At 42.8% G+C, this 19156-nt stretch carries 21 protein-coding genes; 5 read left to right on the top strand and 16 right to left on the bottom strand.

Annotation, left to right across the window (positions count from 1 at the left end):
* Nucleotides 1–783: 783 nt before the first annotated feature.
* The 4 genes from F6K49_RS25780 to F6K49_RS25795 form a co-directional block, all read right to left on the bottom strand.
* Nucleotides 784–1383, bottom strand: coding sequence for a glutathione S-transferase N-terminal domain-containing protein (locus F6K49_RS25780; protein ID WP_293065936.1), 600 nt, complete (start codon nt 1381–1383; stop codon nt 784–786).
* A gap of 146 nt (nt 1384–1529) precedes the next feature.
* Nucleotides 1530–1877, bottom strand: a complete 348-nt coding sequence (trxA, locus tag F6K49_RS25785) for a thioredoxin (protein ID WP_293079831.1) — start codon at nt 1875–1877, stop codon at nt 1530–1532.
* A 179-nt stretch (nt 1878–2056) separates the two neighbouring features.
* Nucleotides 2057–2713 (bottom strand): peroxiredoxin-like family protein, encoded by a 657-nt coding sequence (locus F6K49_RS25790; RefSeq protein ID WP_293065930.1) that lies wholly within the window; start codon nt 2711–2713, stop codon nt 2057–2059.
* A gap of 104 nt (nt 2714–2817) precedes the next feature.
* Nucleotides 2818–3399 (bottom strand): TetR/AcrR family transcriptional regulator, encoded by a 582-nt coding sequence (locus F6K49_RS25795; RefSeq protein ID WP_293065927.1) that lies wholly within the window; start codon nt 3397–3399, stop codon nt 2818–2820.
* A gap of 152 nt (nt 3400–3551) precedes the next feature.
* Here F6K49_RS25795 and F6K49_RS25800 point away from each other — a divergent pair, with 152 nt between their 5' ends.
* Together F6K49_RS25800 and F6K49_RS25805 are read left to right on the top strand one after the other, a co-directional pair.
* Nucleotides 3552–4412, top strand: coding sequence for a M15 family metallopeptidase (locus tag F6K49_RS25800; protein ID WP_293029336.1), 861 nt, complete (start codon nt 3552–3554; stop codon nt 4410–4412).
* A 569-nt stretch (nt 4413–4981) separates the two neighbouring features.
* On the top strand, nt 4982–5650 hold the full coding sequence (locus F6K49_RS25805) for an ATP-dependent Zn protease (RefSeq protein WP_293065924.1): 669 nt from the start codon (nt 4982–4984) through the stop codon (nt 5648–5650).
* A 14-nt stretch (nt 5651–5664) separates the two neighbouring features.
* Here F6K49_RS25805 and F6K49_RS25810 read toward each other — a convergent pair whose 3' ends face one another.
* The 12 genes from F6K49_RS25810 to F6K49_RS25865 all read right to left on the bottom strand — a co-directional run bounded on the left by F6K49_RS25810 (nt 5665) and on the right by F6K49_RS25865 (nt 17496).
* Nucleotides 5665–5796, bottom strand: coding sequence for a hypothetical protein (locus F6K49_RS25810; protein ID WP_293065921.1), 132 nt, complete (start codon nt 5794–5796; stop codon nt 5665–5667).
* A complete protein-coding gene (locus F6K49_RS25815; protein WP_293101207.1) occupies nt 5783–6388 on the bottom strand; it encodes a class I SAM-dependent methyltransferase in 606 nt (201 codons plus the stop codon). The genes F6K49_RS25810 and F6K49_RS25815 overlap by 14 nt, the downstream gene beginning before the upstream one ends.
* A 161-nt stretch (nt 6389–6549) precedes the next feature.
* Nucleotides 6550–7137, bottom strand: coding sequence for a Uma2 family endonuclease (locus F6K49_RS25820; protein ID WP_293101210.1), 588 nt, complete (start codon nt 7135–7137; stop codon nt 6550–6552).
* Nucleotides 7138–7269: 132 nt separating this feature from the next.
* On the bottom strand, nt 7270–9204 hold the full coding sequence (locus F6K49_RS25825; RefSeq protein ID WP_293101213.1) for a WD40 repeat domain-containing serine/threonine-protein kinase: 1935 nt from the start codon (nt 9202–9204) through the stop codon (nt 7270–7272).
* Between the two features lie 114 nt (nt 9205–9318).
* Nucleotides 9319–11715 (bottom strand): heavy metal translocating P-type ATPase, encoded by a 2397-nt coding sequence (locus F6K49_RS25830; protein WP_293101218.1) that lies wholly within the window; start codon nt 11713–11715, stop codon nt 9319–9321.
* 312 nt (nt 11716–12027) lie between these two features.
* The gene (locus F6K49_RS25835; RefSeq protein ID WP_293029314.1) at nt 12028–12702 is read right to left on the bottom strand and encodes a glutathione S-transferase family protein; all 675 of its coding nucleotides are present in this window, start codon (nt 12700–12702) and stop codon (nt 12028–12030) included.
* Between the two features lie 326 nt (nt 12703–13028).
* The gene (locus F6K49_RS25840) at nt 13029–13571 is read right to left on the bottom strand and encodes an EF-hand domain-containing protein (RefSeq protein WP_293065903.1); all 543 of its coding nucleotides are present in this window, start codon (nt 13569–13571) and stop codon (nt 13029–13031) included.
* Between the two features lie 336 nt (nt 13572–13907).
* On the bottom strand, nt 13908–14630 hold the full coding sequence (locus F6K49_RS25845) for a hypothetical protein (protein ID WP_293029954.1): 723 nt from the start codon (nt 14628–14630) through the stop codon (nt 13908–13910).
* 385 nt (nt 14631–15015) lie between these two features.
* A complete protein-coding gene (locus tag F6K49_RS25850) occupies nt 15016–16356 on the bottom strand; it encodes a cytochrome P450 (protein ID WP_293101223.1) in 1341 nt (446 codons plus the stop codon).
* Nucleotides 16357–16547: 191 nt separating this feature from the next.
* Entirely contained in the window at nt 16548–16835 is a 288-nt protein-coding gene (locus F6K49_RS25855) for an addiction module antidote protein (protein ID WP_293029960.1), read from the bottom strand.
* A 9-nt stretch (nt 16836–16844) separates the two neighbouring features.
* Entirely contained in the window at nt 16845–17135 is a 291-nt protein-coding gene (locus F6K49_RS25860; protein WP_293053070.1) for a type II toxin-antitoxin system RelE/ParE family toxin, read from the bottom strand.
* 124 nt (nt 17136–17259) lie between these two features.
* Nucleotides 17260–17496: a hypothetical protein gene (locus F6K49_RS25865; protein ID WP_293065894.1), complete on the bottom strand. Its 237-nt coding sequence runs from the start codon at nt 17494–17496 to the stop codon at nt 17260–17262.
* Between the two features lie 81 nt (nt 17497–17577).
* On the opposite strand from F6K49_RS25865, the gene F6K49_RS25870 reads away from it, so the two are divergent.
* The 3 genes from F6K49_RS25870 to F6K49_RS25880 all read left to right on the top strand — a co-directional run bounded on the left by F6K49_RS25870 (nt 17578) and on the right by F6K49_RS25880 (nt 19131).
* Nucleotides 17578–18534: a F510_1955 family glycosylhydrolase gene (locus tag F6K49_RS25870; protein ID WP_293101226.1), complete on the top strand. Its 957-nt coding sequence runs from the start codon at nt 17578–17580 to the stop codon at nt 18532–18534.
* A gap of 141 nt (nt 18535–18675) precedes the next feature.
* Nucleotides 18676–18816 carry a hypothetical protein gene (locus F6K49_RS25875; protein WP_293101229.1) on the top strand — a complete coding sequence of 47 codons (141 nt, stop codon included), beginning with the start codon at nt 18676–18678 and terminating at the stop codon, nt 18814–18816.
* A gap of 15 nt (nt 18817–18831) precedes the next feature.
* A complete protein-coding gene (locus F6K49_RS25880; RefSeq protein ID WP_293101232.1) occupies nt 18832–19131 on the top strand; it encodes a PepSY domain-containing protein in 300 nt (99 codons plus the stop codon).
* Nucleotides 19132–19156: the final 25 nt, after the last annotated feature.

Here is a 19156-nt window from a genome sequence, read left to right on the forward strand (position 1 = left end):
GGTAGAGTCTGAAGTTAGCATTATCACCAGCACTAATATTGTATAGATTGAGTTTAATTTGACCGTTGTTTGAGACCCTAAACTTAAACACATCAGTGCGGTCTAAGAGCCTAAACTCCCCATTGCGGCTGATGAAATTCCTGGTGAAAGTGCCTAAATCCGCGAAAGTAACCATGATTCACTCCTGACTTTTTTTCTCTGTGAAAAGAAATATAAATTAGCCTAAAAACTTGATTTTTTTGAGCTTTACTACATCTACAGCGTAATAAAAAACACCTAAGTTTTGTAATATTTGTAAGCAAAGTTTATCAGCTCTTAATTTTAAACGAAATTCGCTTAATTATCACAGTTCTCAGAGCTGATTGGTAAACGAAGCTATAACCATGGCGCTGCAAGGCTTTCAAGAATTCGGCCTCGGTTTAGCCCTGTTCCCTGAAATCCATATCTGTCAAGGGATTTGAGCTCTTTATAGTTACTTTATAAAGTAGCTCTTATCATCCCCTATTTCAAAGAGTTTTAACTCAGAATTATTACTTTTAAATTGTTCAATCAAAGTAGATCCTTGAGTTTCAGTAAGTTCATGTAGGGTGGGCAGTGCACCAGACAGATCAGATCAGCTGTTAATAGGCTTGATAGGCACTGCCCACCTAGGATTAATAACGTTGAAGGTTGAACGCGAACGCGTGGCCGAAAGGCCAAGGTTGAACTTTCAACTTTTAACTTTCAACTTTTAACTTTCAACTTTCAACTTTCAACTTTCAACTTTCAACTTTCAACAAACCTTTAAACTGCCATGCCCCTTTCCACAGCGGGTCGCTGCTGCATTGTCTCGACCCAAAGTTTGAGGTGGGGATGGTTATCTAGGGTGACTCCCAAATACTCATAGGCAGCTACCCAAGGATAGGTAGCTATGTCGGCAATGGAGTAATCTCCAACAATGAATTCCTGTTTTGCTAATTGCTGATCTAAGACACCAAACAGACGTAGGGTTTCTTTTTCATAGCGATCAATAGCATAGGGAATCTGTTCTGGGGCAAAGCGTCGGAAGTGACTCAGTTGACCAAACATTGGTCCAACGCTTGCCATCTGGAACATCAACCATTCAATCACTTGTATTCTTGCTGCTGTATCAGTTGGCAACAACTTGTCTGTCTTCTCTGCTAAATAAATTAGGATTGCTCCTGACTCGAAAACTTTGATACCAGTATCCTGGTCAAGGATAGCAGGAATTTTACTATTGGGATTGATTGCTACATATTCGGGAGTAAACTGTTCTCCCTTGGTTATGTCAATTTTGTGAACGGTGTAGGGAAGTCCTACTTCTTCGAGCATGATAGCAGGTTTCCGTCCGTTAGGTGTGGAAAAGGTATATAGCTCAATCATGATTATTTTCTATCAATTTATCCCTGAATTTATCTAAGTGCTTGCCACAAATTTTGACTCCCTAAAGGTAATGGGTAATGGACAATTAGCTATTACCTTTAAACTATTAACCATTACCCATTATCCGATAATCCTATGTTACCTCCTTAAACAGAAATGAGATTAGTTAGGGCATTAATTTTGTCAACCAGAGTCGCTTTACGCACAAGACCTTCAAACCGTTCAACTACTTTACCTTGGTTGAAGAACAATAGGGAAGGAATTGCTTCAATGTGATACTGGCTGGCTAGTTGTTCGTAGTCATCAACATTTAATTTGCCTACTTTGACAACTCCATCAAATTCTGTGGCTAATTCAGTGACGATTGGATTCATTACCCGACAAGGACCACACCATGGTGCCCAAAAATCTACTATGACTGGAATGGAGCTGTTGAGCACTTCGGTTTCAAAGTTATCGTAATTTAGGGTAATATATTTGGCTGTTTCTGACATAGTTCAATTTCTCCTAAACTAGGAATGATTGTTGACTGTTGACTGAAATATTGATGAATTCAGCATTATTGATTTGCTGTATGAAGACAGGCTGGCACTAAGTAGTTTGATATCAAGAATTGCTGCTGTGTCGTAAGCATTCAGCCGTCAGCTAATGCTTACGATTTTTATTGAGCTACTTATACGGCTACAGCCAGGGTTTGTAATGCCCTGACAATCTCTTCTGGGTCAAGTCGCTTGGTGTAATCTAGGTCAACGAAGGCATGGGTGATGGTTCCATCGGAATTAATCACATAGGTGGCGGCAATGGGTAATTCAAAGGTTTCATCGCCGTTGTGGGCAGGTAAATCAATGCCAAAGCTTTGATAAACTGGTCGGAGTTCTTCTGGTACGGTGAAGACTAGACCAAACTCTTTGGCAATCTTATTCCCAACATCGCTTAGTACTTCAAAGGTTAGGTGGTTTTTCTCTGTAGTGGATAGGGAATTATCGGGAGTTTGAGGGGAAATAGCGACTAGGGTTGCACCTAATTTCTGAATTTCTGGTAAGAATTGCTGCAATGCTCGTAATTCTAGGTTGCAGTAAGGACACCACTGACCCCGGTAGAAGGAAATGACTACGGCTCCGATGGCTAGTAGGTCTTGCAATTCTACCAGTTTACCTACAGCATTAGGCAGGGTAAAGTTAGGGACTTTGTCGCCAACATTGAGGCTATTGTCTACAATGCCAGAATTAGCGAGGTCTTCCCCTGCTTTTGCCATGATGGCTTTGGCTTCTTCTGGTTGCTTAGCGCGAAGCTGGGTATTTAGGTTAATCAAGTCTTGGCTTAAGGTCATGATTTCCTCCTGGTTAGATGATATTTGAACAATCGTTCCAATTAAGAGCAAAAAAATTTACTCTGTCAATTTACTCTGTCAATTTACTCTGTCAATTTACTCTCTCAATCGAGAACGGAAAGTATGACCTTGACAATAGCTCTTAGGGTTTCTGGGTCTGGGTTGACTTTGGAGATAACCCGCAACCCTTGTATACTACTGGTGAAATATTGGGCTAATGCCTGAAGGTCATGGTTGGTTGTGATTTCCCCTTGCTCCCTTGCTGTGGATAAGGCTTTTTTAAAAGCGTTTTCCACTGAGCGCAAATTAGCAGTAATCCGGGATTTAGTCTGTGGATCGTGGGGACACAGTTCAACAGCGGTGTTGGTGAGCAAGCAGCCTCGATGGTCTTTATCGTCTACAGCCCCTTCGATGAGGTTGTAGAAAAAGTCGATAATGGCTTGCTTTGAGGCTGTGGGGGCTTCTAGGGATGCGATCGCATTTTTAACACAGGTATCGTTGTAATGAGCGATCGCAGCGAGGAATAGGGAACGTTTGTCACCAAAGGTGTCGTATAGACTGCCTCGGTTAATCCCCATGGTTTTGACCAAGTCCTGCATTGAGGTCCCTTCATAGCCATAAAGCCAAAAGGTTTCCATGGCTTTTTCTAGGACATCTTCTGGGTCAAAGGTTTTGTGCCTTGCCATTACCGTTGCTGAACTCGTATCTTTACGATAACAATTCTGGAACGATTGGTCAAGTAATCCAGTTGATCCGCTGACACTGCTGGGATTTTCAGTAACTATAAGTATGTAATAAATAAATGTAATAATTTGGATGTCAGTGCAGGAGTGGACTATTGAATAACGCAGGTCTCCCGGGCGAACCAGCAAACCTTTCTGAGGTAACAGAGGTACCAGTAGATGATATTCCCGAGGCAGTAAGGGATAGACAGGATATTAAACCCCGGTCTCGTTGGCAGGTTACCTTACTCATTATTGGACTATTAGCAATAGGAGGAATCGCCTTTAGCCTGATTCCAATGGAACCAACTCCTGAAGCTCAGTCCAAGTCTGGTGAAGCAACATCGACTCAAAGTGAGACAGAAGCTAGTTCACAGAATCCACAAGCTAGTCTAAACACTAGGGGGAATGATGGTAATAACATTCTGGGACACTTACCCTACTCTGAAGTCCTAAGCTCACAACTGCAACCAATTACCCGTGATGGCCGGATCAAACTGGAGGCTGCAGCAGCTCGGAAATACAAAGCAATGGCAGCAGCAGCAAGAAGACAGGGGATAATCCTAGTGCCAATTTCCGGTTTCCGTTCTGTGGAACAGCAAAAGTACCTGTTTTTTCAAGTAAAGGAACAGCGAGGACAGGTGGCTAGTAAACGGGCTGAAGTAAGTGCTCCTCCTGGCTACAGTGAGCATCACACTGGTTATGCGATCGATATTGGGGATGGCATGACACCAGCTACTAACCTTAATCCTGAGTTTGAGAATACGGCAGCCTTTAAGTGGTTGGAAAAGAATGCGGCTTTCTACAGCTTTGAGTTGTCTTTTCCTAGAGACAATCCCCAAGGAATTAGTTATGAGCCTTGGCACTGGAGGTTTGTGGGAGATACCAAGAGCTTGGAAACGTTCTACAAAGGTAAGAAACCTACTCCTGCTCCTTCTCCTCCATCGGATACACCAAAGTTTGAGGATCAAGTATGAAGGTTGTCTGTCAGAATGTAGAATGCAGAATGTAGAATGTAGAATGTAGAATGTAGAATGCAGAATGTAGAATGCAGAATGTAGAATGTAGAATGTAGAATGCAGAATTAAGAATGTAGAATGCAGAATTAAGAATGTAGAATGCAGAATTAAGAATGTAGAATGCAGAATGTAAAATTCTTAATTCTTAATTCTTAATTCTTAATTCTTAATTCTTAAAAGTTGTTCACCTTTAGGGTTCCCGTAGGGTAGGTTATCTGGTTCCGTAGCGTGGCCTTTTGGCCAAGGTTTAAATATCAAGGATGAAAGGCTTGGATACTTGGATGGACAGTAAAAATTGCAATTAATCATAAAAATTTTATCTCATGTTTATATAAACATTTATCCAAAAAATTTGTTTATAAAAAGTAGTTAATATCCCTACTATTTGTCGGTTATCTGTTTCATGTTCCCTATTCCCTATTCCCTATTCCATGTTCCCTGTTCCCTGTTTCCTATTTCCTACTATTCATAATTGTTACCAAAAACATGATATAACTAACAATGAAGTAACAAGTAACCAAGAACAAATGCAACAAATTGCGCTGAATTTAATTGCTATTGGTGTTTTTGGCATGACCCTTTCGGTTTTGCTAGGACCACTGTTGAATATTTCTCCGGCAATCCCTGCGGTAACTACTTTTGGTGTCTTGAGTCTTGTTACCCTAGATGGCTTCAGCTTCCAAGGGAAAGGGTTAACGCTGCTGTTAGATGTATTGGCGAGTACCAATCCTGAACATCGCGGACGCATAATTCGCCATGAAGCGGGTCATTTTCTGGTGGCTTACTTACTTGGTATTCCAATCACTGGTTACACCTTAAGTGCTTGGGAAGCTTTGAAGCAGGGACAACTGGGTAATGGTGGTGTGACGTTTGATACTGAGGCACTATCGGCTAAGGCTTCTAGTATTCGGGAAATGCGATTAACCTTAGATCGATTTTGCACGGTTTGGATGGCAGGCATTGCTGCGGAAACTATAGTCTATGAGAGTGTTGAGGGCGGAGCAGAAGACTGCGAAAAACTCCGAGATGCTTTGGAAGGGTTAGGTTTTTCTGCTAGTGAGTACTCAGTGAAAGCACGATGGGCTGAGCGTCAAGCGACTAGTATGATTACTGAACACTGGGAATCTTATGAAGCACTGGTGGCTGCTATGGAAAAACGGGCATCTGTGGCAGAGTGCTATGAGGTGATTCAGTAGTTATAGCGCTTTAGTTAGGGAGTCGGGAGTCGGGAGTAGGGAGTAGGGAATCGGGAGTAGGGAGTAGGGAGTAGGGAGTAGGGAGTAGGGAGTTTTGGAATGTATTGGAGGTATGGGGAGAGGGAATAGTTATTAATGTTTTTCAAAGATACTTAGCACAACGGGTCCGAGGAGATGGTGATGTCCTAAGCATGACAAACCCGCTACCTGGCCAAATTCTTCCCGTTGCTGTCGGCTATAGAAACGAATCTGGTTAGGGGAAATTGGTAAAGACTTTTTTCTCTTTCTAACAGTATAGTCTACTAAGTAATAATGTCCTTTGGGTTCCAAGACCCGACTAACTTCTGAAAAAACTTGTTGAGGATTGAGATAGTGTAAAAAGCTGATGGTATTAAATACTGCTTCAAATTCCCTGTCAGCAAAGGGGAGAGATTCAGCATTGCCTTTTCTATAGATTATTCGCTGCCGATGCTGGTTTTTTTGTCGGGCTTGAGCGAGCATTTGAGTAGATAAATCTACCCCAGTGCCTCGAAGATTGGGAAACTCTTGAGCAAGGCGATTCAGTAAACGACCTGTACCACAGCCAAGGTCTAATACATTGGGGTGATCTGTGAATTCTACAAACTCTAACAGCCGTTTATGGAGTGCCTGATAAAATACTGTTGTGAACAGGATGTCGTAGTTTGGTGCCCACAGATCAAAGAACTTTTCTTTTGTGCTAAAAAAATTACTAGTCATTATCAAGGTTGAAGGGTTGAAGGTTTAAGGTTGAAGGTTGAAGGTTGTTTGGTTGTTCGCGTAGCGTGGCCTTTTGGCCAAGGTTGAAGGTTGTTTGGTTTAGGGTAGCTTTACTATTTAAATAGTACAGAAGGGAGCAAGTTTAATGATTAATCAAAAAATTAATCTTGATTAAGTTTAAAATTTACCCCCTCGTAAAGTTCTTGAAAAGAAACGCTTAACTCTATTGAATTTATAGAAATAACGGAATTTTCTGATTCATACTCAGTGAACTGCCATTGATTGGTAGCAGTTTTATTATATTGCAGTAGACGATACTCACTTTGTTCGATTAGAATATATTCTTTGAACTCTGAGATGGAACGATAGTATAAAAACTTATCACCTTGATCATAGTTTTTAGTATAGTTTGATAAAACTTCGACAATTAACATTGGGTTCGTTACTGTAGTTGTACCCTTACCTGTGTAAACCGGTTCACCCTGAATCACCATAACATCTGGATAAGTATACTGACGGTAACGAGGTATCCACAAACGCACATCACCAATGTAAATTTTGTACTCTTTTCCCTTTAATCCAAGTTTGAAAAGGGTAGCAATATTAAGGGCAATTTGATTATGATTGGTAGTGCCACCAGTCATTGGTATAATTTCTCCATCCCGATATTCACTCTTGTATTCTGCTGTTTCTTCTAGTTTTAAATAGTCTTCTGGAGAATAATATTTGGGTTCAGATATTAGTTGCATTGGTATTTAAAATTTGCTTTTGTTATTATGTTTACCGTAAGTATAATTATTAGTTCTTAATCATCGTATTGCCTATTGCCAGTTGCCTATTGCCTATTGCCTATTGCCTTTTACCTGAAGCAAGCTAGGTAATTAGCGCCAAATCTTGATGGTGTTATCGAAACTACCACTGGCAAGAGTTCTGTTATTCGGACCAAAAGCAAGAGCATGAATGGTGTCTGAATGACCGTTGAGAGTGCCAATTTCTTGAGTTGTATCAACATCCCATAGCTTTATAGTAGTATCTGCACTACCACTAGCGAGTATTTGGCCACTACGGTCAAATGCGATCGCATAAACCCAACCATTATGTCCGTTGAGGGTGGTAATTTCCTGGGCAGTGCCAATATCCCAAAGCTTGATAGTACCGTCAGCACTAGCACTGGCTAGGGTCTGTCCATTGGGAGTGAACGCGATCGCAAGCACCTGGTCTGAATGCCCTTCAAAGGTGTGAATTTCCTGACCACTTAAGGCATCCCACAGCTTGATGGTAGCGTCAGCACTACCACTAGCAAGGATTTTTCCATCTGGCCTAAAGGTTACTGAATGAATCAATGATGAATGTCCGGTCAGAGTAGTGAGCTGCGTAAGGGTACGAACATCCCAAAGCTTAATGGTGCCATCGCTACTGCCACTGGCAAGGTGGTATCCTTGGGGGTGAAAGGCAATGGAATTCACCTCACCGGAATGCCCTGTGAAGGTGAACATCTCTTTACCAGTACGGACATTCCAGAGTTTGATGGTATGGTCAGCGCTACCACTGGCAAGACTCCTGCCTTTAGGACTAAATGCTACAGCACGTACTTCAGCGGAATGCTTAGAAAACCAACCTCCAAAGGTAAGGATTTCCCAGGCTGTTTTCAACTCCCACAACTTGATAGTTTTGTCCCTACACCCACTGGCTAGGGTACGTCCATCAGGGCTAAAGGCTACAGAATAAATTTCATCGGAATGACCTTTGAGAGTGGTTGCTGCAAAAACGATAATCCTGGGATTACCTCTTGGTGGCCTAGAGTTAGTTTTTAGATTAGTTTTACCAGTTTTAGCAGTTCTACCAGTAAATTGGGGAGTTAGTTGATTACGGTGGAATGGCTCCCAGGTAAGACCAGCTTCGGTTTCTCGGGTGATTCCTAAATCGTCCATCACTGCGATCGCGGATTGATACCTGAGCTTGATGGAACTCTGAATCATTGTGTCGAGAATCCGACTCAATTGTCTACTGACAGGATTATGAACCAAAAAATCCCGCCAGACAAAGCCATTTTCCATCGGATCGTATAAATTAAATGGCTGAGTTTGGGTCAACAAATGAATGCAGGTGACTCCTAAACTATAGATGTCACTGGCAAATACTGCTTTACCAAAGATTTGTTCCGGAGCCGCATAACCAGCACTACCAATAGTTGTGCCAGTTTTGGCTAAGGTAGTGGCTGTGGCATACTTCGCTGCACCAAAATCTACTAGTACCAGGTCTGGGGGAGTGATAACCCCCTGCCTAGCACTGGGGCGGAGGATACCACGACGAATGATATTCTCTGGCTTGATATCCCGATGAATTACCTTACCTTGGTGGATAAAGTGCAGCACTGGTAACAACTGACTCAGGAGTCTACGAATCTGACCTTCTCGGAATGGTTCAGTTGCTGCCAACTCTTGAGCTAAATTTTCCCCATGGATAAATTCCTGAACTATGTACCAGTGATGATCTTGTTCAAAATGGGCGAAGAGTTCAGGAATCTGGGGGTGTTTGCCCAACTGTTCTAAGCGCAAGGCTTCCTGGTGAAATAATCGAGCAGCTTTGGTAGGATGATTATTACCTTGGGGGTAAAATTGCTTAATCACACAGTAGGATTTAGACGCTTTTCCCTCGTCGATGGCCAAAAGCGTTCTGCCAAAGCCTCCTGCTGCAATCAGCTTAATAGGGCGGTATTGCTGTCCTAACAAGAGTTTAGTGCCGCAAGTTTGGCAAAACTTGTTGCCATCAGGATTGTAAGGCTTAGGGCAGTTGGGATTGAGACAGTAGCTCACACAAACAGCTGGTTAGATTACTTACATCCAAGGGTAGGGTGGGTTAGGCGGCGAATACTGTAAAAGCTCACCTTTTAACCGACCTATCCGCCGTAACCCACCAATAACAGTGTCTCATAACCCAGAAATAGGTTTAAAATTCCGTAATCGCAACGCATTAGTTACCACAGATACTGAACTAAATGCCATCGCTGCACCAGCAATAATGGGATTGAGTAACCAGCCAAAGATCGGGAATAACACACCAGCCGCAATCGGAATTCCTAGTACATTGTAGATAAAGGCAAAAAAGAGGTTAGTGCGAATGGTGCTGAAGGTAGCACGACTTAGTTGAATGGCTGTAATGATGCCTTGTAAATCTCCCGAGATTAGGGTAATATCAGAGGCTGCGATCGCAACATCAGTACCTGTACCAATGGCAATCCCCACGTCTGCTTGAGCCAGAGCTGGGGCATCATTAATCCCATCCCCTACCATTGCTACAGTTTTGCCTTCTTTTTGGAGAGTAGAGATCATGCTAGCTTTTTGATCTGGTCGGACTTGAGCAAATACCCGATGGATGCCAACCTCGTTTGCGATCGCATCAGCAGTTTGTTGATTATCTCCCGTTAGCATTACTACCTCTAATCCCAACCGCTTCAAGGCTTTAACCACCTCAGCTGAAGCGGGTTTGAGGGCATCAGCAATACCCAAAATCCCCTCAATTTTACCATCAACTGCGATCCAAACTACCGTCTTACGGCTCGCCTCCCAATCCCCCTGATAGTCTGCTAAAGACCGATTCGGTTGCACCGTCACATCTGTGTCAATCCCTAATTCTTCCATCCATCGTTTTGTCCCAATCTGCACCAATCTCTTGCCCTTTAGCCCACCCCCTGCTGGTTCGGAAGATAAGAGGGGATGATTGTGATCAACCATTGCCTGTACCCCACTGCCAGCAACAGCAGTAAAATGCTCTGGTGTTGGTAACAGCAATCCTATTCCCTGAGATTGGGCATAGCGCACCACTGCTTCAGCTAAGGGATGTTCCGAATGACTTTCCACTATTGCCGCTAGTTGCAGCAAGTTGATTTCATTGCTCCCGGTAAAGCTGGCAAGTTCTGACGAAGAGTCATAGATGCCTCCAACTGTAATAAAATCCGTTACCGTAGGTTTCCCTTCCGTTAGGGTTCCGGTTTTATCTAGCACGATAATTTGCAGTTGATGAATCAATTCCAGACTCTCGGCATTTTTAATTAAAATCCCGTTTTCTGCACCTTTACCCGTTCCTACCATCACTGCAGTTGGAGTAGCTAGACCTAAAGCACAGGGACAAGCAATCACTAACACCGCCACCATATTAATCATGGCTAGGGTAGGATTTCCCGTGGTCATCCACCAAACTCCAAAAGTGACCATTGCGATCGCAATCACTACCGGCACAAACCACCCTGTCACCTGATCCGCTAAGGTTTCAATCGGTGCTTTAGACCCTTGAGCCTGGTGTACTAACTTAACAATCTGTGCCAGTACGGTATCTTTTCCTACCCGAGTCGCCTGGAACTGGAAGCTACCGGTTTTATTAATCGTTGCTCCAATCACTTCATCCCCCGGGTGTTTCTTGACCGCAACACTTTCTCCTGTGACCATGGCTTCATCTACAGTAGAAGCCCCTTCCATAACTATGCCGTCTACCGGAATAGTTTCTCCTGGACGCACTAATACCACATCTCCAACTTGCACCTGGGCCAAGGGAATATCCTGGGGTTGACCATGGCGAATCACACGAGCGGTTTTAGCTTGTAATCCCATCAACTTACGAATTGCTTGAGATGTCTGTCCTTTAGCCCGGTGTTCTAGCAATCGCCCTAGCAAAATCAGGGTAATCACTACAGCAGTGGTTTCATAGTACACAGGGAGAGTTACCCCTTGGGGTAGGAATGATTTCAAAACAACCGGGGGCAACACTGTGGGAAACAGAGAATAGACATAAGCAGCACTAGTCCCAAGGGTGACTAGGGTATTCATATCTGCTGTTTTGTGTTTCCAGGCTTTCCATGCTCCAGTCAAAAATGACTGTCCACACCAAAACAGAACCGGTGTGGTTAAGACCAGCTGTAGCCAAGGGTGGTGTAACCAAGATGGAATCCAGGGGATAGATAATCCTGTCATCATCGGTAGTGAACCAATCACTAACACAGTACTAAGGACAGCACCGACAATGAATTTTCGTTTTAGGTCAAGGGTTTCAGCTTGACCTTGCCATTCGTGATCATCAGGCTGATCACTGATATCCTCGATTGGGAAAGCTTGGTAGCCAGCATCACTCACTGTCTGTTGAATCAGTTTGGTTAGTTGCTGGTTAGTTTTGTGGGGGTTACTTTCCTCGGTATTGTAGGTAATACTAGCTTCTTCTGTACCAAAATTGACCCTGCACTCTACTACACCTGGAACCCTTTGAATCAGGGTTTCTATGCGTCTGGCGCAACCAGCGCAGCTCATTCCTTGTAAACGAAAGCTTTGTTGTGTCATGATATCCTCTAACCCTACGGTTAAAGGATAAACTCTCTAGTTTAGTGGAGAGTCAAGGGGATGAGTGTTAGTGGGTAAGCTATCAGCGGTCAGCAGTCAGTGGTCAGTGGTCAGTGGTCAGCCGTCAGCTTATCTTATTCAAAAGCTGTTCGGTGTAGCTTGGCCAATGGCTGATAGCTGATAGCTCATATAGCACTACGCATTAGGGTGTTTGACATTCCTAAACTCCAAAACTTAGTCATAACTTACTTCTGACTTCTGACTTCTGACTTCTGACTTGCCCATAGCGCTATACCCTATCGCAAGCTGAGTTTACTGTGTTTTATTTCCCCCAATCAGTTCACGAGCACGGAGTTTTACCAGAACTTTTACTCGCCGCTTAAATTCTTCAAAATCCTCTGCACTCATGTCTGTTTTCTGCCATGGTTCCCGTTGCATCAATCTTTTAAACCACTGATCCATGTTAGGATAATCAGTAAGATTAATCTCTAACTTCGGCAATAACGATATTGCTGCTCCAGCAACGATATCTCCTAAGGTTAACTGGTCCGAAGCAAAGTAAGGGCTGTTTCCTAATAACTCGGATAAAAATTTGAGTACTGTATCTAGCTTCTGCTTGGCTCGTGTAAATTGTGGTGAGTCTTCCTTTTGACAGATTAGTTGAACTACTGGGGGAAATAGCTCATTAGCTGTCAACAATTGTACCATGCGTACTTTGGCTAATGCCTCTGGTGAAGTTGGCAGCAGCGCAGGTGTGGGATATTTGGCTTCCAAGTAGTCCATAATTGCCAAGGATTCTACTAACCGCAAACCGTCATCCTCCAGAACGGGAATGTGATGAAATGGGTTAATGTCTAAAAACTCTGGTTGAAATTGATCGCCATCTAATTTAACTAATACTGTTTCAAAGGTAAGGTTTTTTTCTAGTAAGGTTAGCCAGACACGACGAACATTGGGCGAGAGGGGATTGTAGTAGAATTTGAGCATCGATTATTTATCCTGACGTTTACCTTTGAAATTTAGCTTAATTTTACCGAAAAATATGGTTGTGGTTGCTTCTTAGAAGGTAAGGGTAGTTCTGAAACTTCAGGGTCTGTGAACTCAAAAAGTTAGTTACGGCTTAAAATAATGGTGCGTTACGGCTTCGCCTAACGCACCCTACGAGATCTACAATATCAAATGATTGACCTTTGGTCACGCTACGCGATTGGCCGTAGGCCACGCTAAAAGCGATTGACCTTTGGTCACGCTACGCGATTGGCCGTAGGCCACGCTAAAAGCGATTGACCTTTGGTCACGCTACGCGATCGAGCTTAGAAAGAACCGAAAAGATAATTACCAGGAGAATCTGGGTCATCACTTTTGTGAAATTGTTCAAGCAAGTCTTTAAACTGATCCTTAGACAAAGTGTTACCTGCTTTCAGATTTAGCTTAGAGCAAGCAATCTCTAATTCTTCATCGCTAACTCCCCAGGCTTTGATCAAATTAGAAAATTCTTCAGGACTTATAACACCATCTCCATTCTGATCAAACAGCTCGAAAACCTCATCAGCTTCTTTTTTTACAGTCTCGTACATTTCGTTGCTGGTAATTCGAGTGTAACCATGTTCGAGCCACTCATCTAAACTAATTTCACCATTATTGTTTTTATCTACATCTTTTTGGAGATGATCCCAATCAGCCATGACTTCGGCATACATCTTGTCATAACCAGCGGATCCCGGCTCAAGATTATGTAATTTAGCCACTGTCTGGGCTTTAATCTCAAAGTCTTCTTTGGTTACAACACCATCATTATTAGTATCATAAATATTAAACAAATGCGTCCATTTCTTGGTTTGAAATTCAGTAAGCATGTTGGCTAATCTCCATCAATAAAAAAGTAAGATTTGACTGGTGCAATTCACCAAGGTAGCTTCAAGGCTAGGTAAATTCCTACTACACAACAGCATTGCTACTGTTCAGCATAAAGAACTTCTAAACCTTTAGCTGACAAAACTATACTACCATAGTCTCGTTAATTTTTTGCCTTCACAAAATAATCTTTGTGCTACATCGATGGCATTACCAGCTGAGTTCAAATTCAGCAAATTACTGAACAATACGTCAGGGATATACTTACAGCTATTGAACTGAATCCTTACGATGTTTTCTGGGCCCCACCGCCATATAAATACTTACTATTAGGTGCTTTATTTCGTTTCTATAGTTATCATTCGGTGCAATTCAGAATAATACTTAATCGTTTGTTCATTCCATTCCATCATCTTCCATTCAACTGGCTGCTGGTTCAATCCATTGAGGAAAGAAGGGAACACTATCGGCTCCTCAAATGTAGTTGAGTATAAGAAGTGGAAATCATCATGATACATCCTCTGAGTAACTTTGTTTTCACGATCAACCAAACAGAAAGCCCTTTTAGCTCCTAAGTCATCAATATATTTACCAAAAGCTGCTAATAGTAATGGCATGGCTCGCCTGTAGTGTCTGAGCATCACGCTGTATGTATTGATATCGACTGCCGGAATCTTGTCTTGAAAAACGTAATGTTCACCATTAGGTCTTTGCCCCATTTCAAAAGGGAACCTACTCGACTTGGTTCTATCGTTAATTCGTGATGTTAGTACTATTTCATTGTCTTTGATGACAAAAAAATAGGTTCCTACTAAATGATATTCATTGTCGATTCGATTACTAAATCCATCATATCCTGCTTTTTTTAAGTGCATTTTATGCACTTCGCGAACCTGTTCAGTCCAATTTTTAGTCTGGTCATTAACACCCATGACATAAACCAGGTATCCATCTTTTTCGAGATATAAATATGGAGCCAAAAGTTCTTGATCTGAATACCATAAATCACCGGGAGTTTTCCTAGACAGGCTATGGTCAGCTTTCGACATTGAATTGATCATCAGTGAAACTAAAATCTTCAGTGTTGGATCACTCCATGGCAATGGTTAGGGAAGACTAGCCATTTTTAAGCACTAATAGTGAATTACTCTACCAAATAAACCCTAAACAACTTGAGATTTAAGCTTAACTTAAGGATGATATAGCACTACCGATTCAGGTGTTTGAGATTTATACAACCAGCAAAAGCTGTTGCCATCAACTTTTGCCTCTAGCATGCATGCCTCTTGCCTTTCCCGTAGCGCCGCGATATCAGCCTTTGGCCTGTGGCTACGCTACGGGAATAGTTTTTGAAAAAAATAAGCTGACGGTTGATGGCACCTCAAGTAGCGTGAGCTAAAAGCTCACGTCTGTTCGCGTAGCGTGCGCGTAGCGCATATGCTTACCTTAAGAGTTTACTCTACGACTAAACTTAACCTTAAGTTCATCCCGGGGATGGGGAGTTGGAATCACCACCATTTCTAAATCTTGACCTGGCACTAGTTTCCAGTCATAATCCCGGAGCAATTGAGCCGCGAAAATCCTCATTTCTAATTTGGCAAACTCCCTGCCTAAACATTCCCGTAAACCACCCCCAAAGGGGATATATCCAAAAGTTTTTTGTTTATCTTCTTTCCTATCTAGGCCAAACCGATCTGGGTCAAAGCGTTGATGATATTGATAAATTTCCTCATTTTTGTGGGTTTCGGTAATTTGGCACAGTATAGTCCAACCTTGAGGAATCAAGTAACCGTTAAATTCAAAAGACTGAATAACCCTCCGAAAAATACCACTAACCGGAGGAATTATGCGCAGCACTTCTTTGAGAACTTGCTCTAGATAGGTCATCTGCTTGAGATGTTCCATGGTTAGGGGTTCTGAAGCAGAAAACTGCTGTTGTTCAGCACGGAGATGGGCAAGAACATCTGGATGCTGCGCTGTCAACAGACAAAAAGATGCGATCGCAGAGGTTAAGGTTTCGTGACCTGCCCACAACAACAGAAGCACTTGGTCTTGGATGTCATCCAAACTCAAGGAATTCCCCTGGTCATCCTCGGCTTGTAACAATAGTCCCAAGGCGTCCTCTCCGGGATTTTTCTGTTGCTGTCGCTGTTGGACAATGGTTTCGATATAGGTCAGCAATCCTTGACGAGCACGCAAGGCTTTACCAAACCTTGTCCAAGGTAGAGAGATCGGGATACTGAACACTCCCTCAGAAAAGTTATTAAATAGTTGAGCCAGAGGGGTTTCGGAACCTCCATCAGTTCCCATCAGCAAGGTACTAGCGATCTCAAAGGTATAGTCCTGCAGTTGAGGATACCAGGTTAAAGTTCCCATCTGTTCCCATTTCTGGAGATAATTGCTAGTAATGTTGGCCATGGTGGGAATATAACTAGCTAATGCTCTCGGTTGAAACGCCTGGGACATTAACTTACGGCGCTTTTGGTGGAAAACTCCCGTTTGGTTGGCCAGTGAGGCGGCTCCAAGTAAGATTTGCGTGCTTTTGGGCCAGATAGAAGCAACATACTGATTTTCATTCGTAAACAGAAATTGATTCGCTTCTGCAGTATTCATCGTCACCGCAGGACTACCAAAAATGTGGGTTTTGTAGATGCGCCCATACTTGTCTAACCGCTTTTTGTGGAAATTTCGATCCGTTAAAAAGCTGATCGTCTCACCGATAATGGGTAAACAGACGTTACCAGGGGGCAATGGAAGCGAACGCATATCTTGAGTGGTGGTTTCCATGGAAATAAGCAAGCTGCAGGGTCAAGACTTATTATCTCTTGCCTGATCCAGGGTAAACCCATCTTATTTTGAAATCCCTACTGGATATGATTATTAATTTTGAAATCTTTTCTGAGTAACTGGGTTACCAATTGGTTTAGGAAGAAACGTTCTAAGTTAGTCAAAAGACACAACAACAAAAATGCAATACTTCATATCGAAGTAGCCCGCAACCGTAGACCAAGTGCCTGTATTACCTTGAGAAAAGTGGCTAACTTTAGATTACCTTCCATCAACAACGCCTGATCAAGACTCTCATGTCCGAGACCGGTTTCGTGAGCAATTTGTGTCATTGCTTTGGAACGAGCAATATCTCCTAGAGCAGCCACCACCAAGGCAGGATCGCCATCTTCAAGAGCAGCTTCGAGATAGGCAGCCATATCTTCTTTGGTCTCTAGATGTTCTGCCACATCCCAAGGATGGGTTTTGATGTTGGTCATCACCATCTCCTATAACTTTTGTGCTAGATCTAGGGCTGTCTTGATATCCCGGTCTTGGGTGCGCTTGTCACCACCTGCAAGGAGGATTATCAAGGTACTCCCGCGCTGCAAGAAATACACTCGGTAGCCAGGTCCATAGTCAATACGTAGTTCCGAAACTCCTCTTCCCACTGGTTTCACATCACCGGGGTTGCCCATCGACAAACGACGAATACGAATATCAATACGTGCCCTTGCTTGTCGATCGCGCAAGCCACTGAACCACTTGGAATAAGCTTCGGTCTGCCGGATTTCGATCATGGCTTGTATCCTAAGGGATACAGAAAGACAAGGAATGTCTAACTAATATTTTAAGATATTGTAGCTCGCCACTCCTGACCGACAACTCCCAAATAATGGAGTTATACACCAGACCTATAATACATTAAAGAACCTTTGCTTGCCCAAACCGGAGATTATCAGCAACAACCATAGCTAAACAAACCCCAGGAGCAGCAACTACGCCATCACCATCAAACCAGCTTGGTCTAGAATCGGTATCAGTATCAATAATTATTCCTGTGGCAACCGCTACAGTTTCCGAAGCAGCAACAGTGGATAGTAAAACGTTAACTACCAGAACTGAAATTACCAGTCCAACCCTGGGATTGGGAGAATTCATCTTAGGATTACTGGTGGTAGGGCCACTTGTACCCGCTTCAATCAAGCAATTGATGTATAGATGAATGTAGAGATAAACGATATGGTTAAAAATTGGTTTATTTACAGTATTGTCGCTATTACGGTGATGGGTTGTCAACCCACCACAATTAAAACCAATATCACTCAGTCAACCATAACAGGAGTGACCAATGATGTCACTAAGAATAACGTTATTCTTAGTGATGCTCCTGAGAAGTGGTGGCAGAAAACTAATATTCACGCTATGGCTGTCAGTCCAGAGAATCCAGAAATTCTCTACGTAGCCACCCATCATGGGTTACTCCAGCGTTCTGAAGCAGGGAAATGGCTGCAAGTTGGCAAAACTCGTTCTAATTTCACCAGCTTTGTGGCTCATCCCAAGGATAGCGGACGCTTTTATGCTAGCTTACATCCACCATCAGGAGGCAAGCTCGGTTTTCTGACTAGCTACAATCAAGGGCAACATTGGCAGCTCCAATCCCTGCTCGGAGTAGACTTTTTGACTTTAGCGATCGCACCAGCTAACCCCAAAGTAATTTATGGATGGGCGGTTTCTGGAAAACAAGGCTTGTTGGTTTCAAAGGATGGTGGCAAAACCTGGAATCAATTACCAGCGCAGGGACTGGAGGATAATCCCCATAACTTAGTAGTTGACCCGCGCAATCCTGAGCACGTGTTTGCCGCTACAACTCTGGGATTATTTGAGAGTAGGGATGGTGGAAAAAGCTGGATTTTAGTCCCCAATTCTCAAGAGTCCCTCGTTGCTAGTCTGGCTCTGAAATCCGAAGCAGAAAAAACAGTAATTTATGGATTCCACATCCTTTCAGAAGATTCCGGAGGATTCTTTAAAAGTACCGATGGGGGTAAGAATTGGGAAGCCATAAGCGCAGAAACAGGAGACTTATTTTTGTATATGGCGATCGCCCCGTCTAATCCCGAATTCTTATACGCTGCTAATGATCAGAATGGCATCTTACAATCCAAAGATAGCGGCAAAACTTGGCAACCATTATTCTAATACTATTACTATAACAAAGGGAGTAGGGAGTAGGGAGTAGGGAGTAGGGAGTAGGGAATCAAAAATTATCACAATTCATTGAGCTACTCTCTAGAATTTAGATTACTATTATATTACTATTAGATAGCGTTTATCATAGCTATGACCTACACATTATTTTTACCTCTTGCCTCTTGCCTCTTGCCTATTACCTGCTCCCTGCTCCCTGCTCCCTGCTCCCTGCTCCCTGCTCCCTGCTCCCTGCTCCCTAAAACCCAGATATTTGTACTTAAAGTGCCCTGATAATTGATAATTACTATGACTATTAATAGATTCCGTTTACGTCAATTGCACGCTTGGTTTGCCCCAATTATGGTATTGCCAGTGTTGTTGACTGTGATTACAGGTTCCTTGTTTCAGGTGGCAGTTCTTACTGATAAAAGTAGTGAATTTATTTGGCTTTTGGAACTGCACAAAGGTAAATTTGGTTCCATTAACTTACAAATGATTTATCCGTTTCTCAATGCCTTTGGTTTATTAACCTTAGCAATTACAGGTATTTCTATGTGGTTTCAGACTCGGCGACGGGTTATAGGGCAGCGCTCACGAAATAGGTAGGGAATAGGGAACAGGGAATAGGGAA

Source organism: Moorena sp. SIO3I6 (assembly GCF_010672095.1).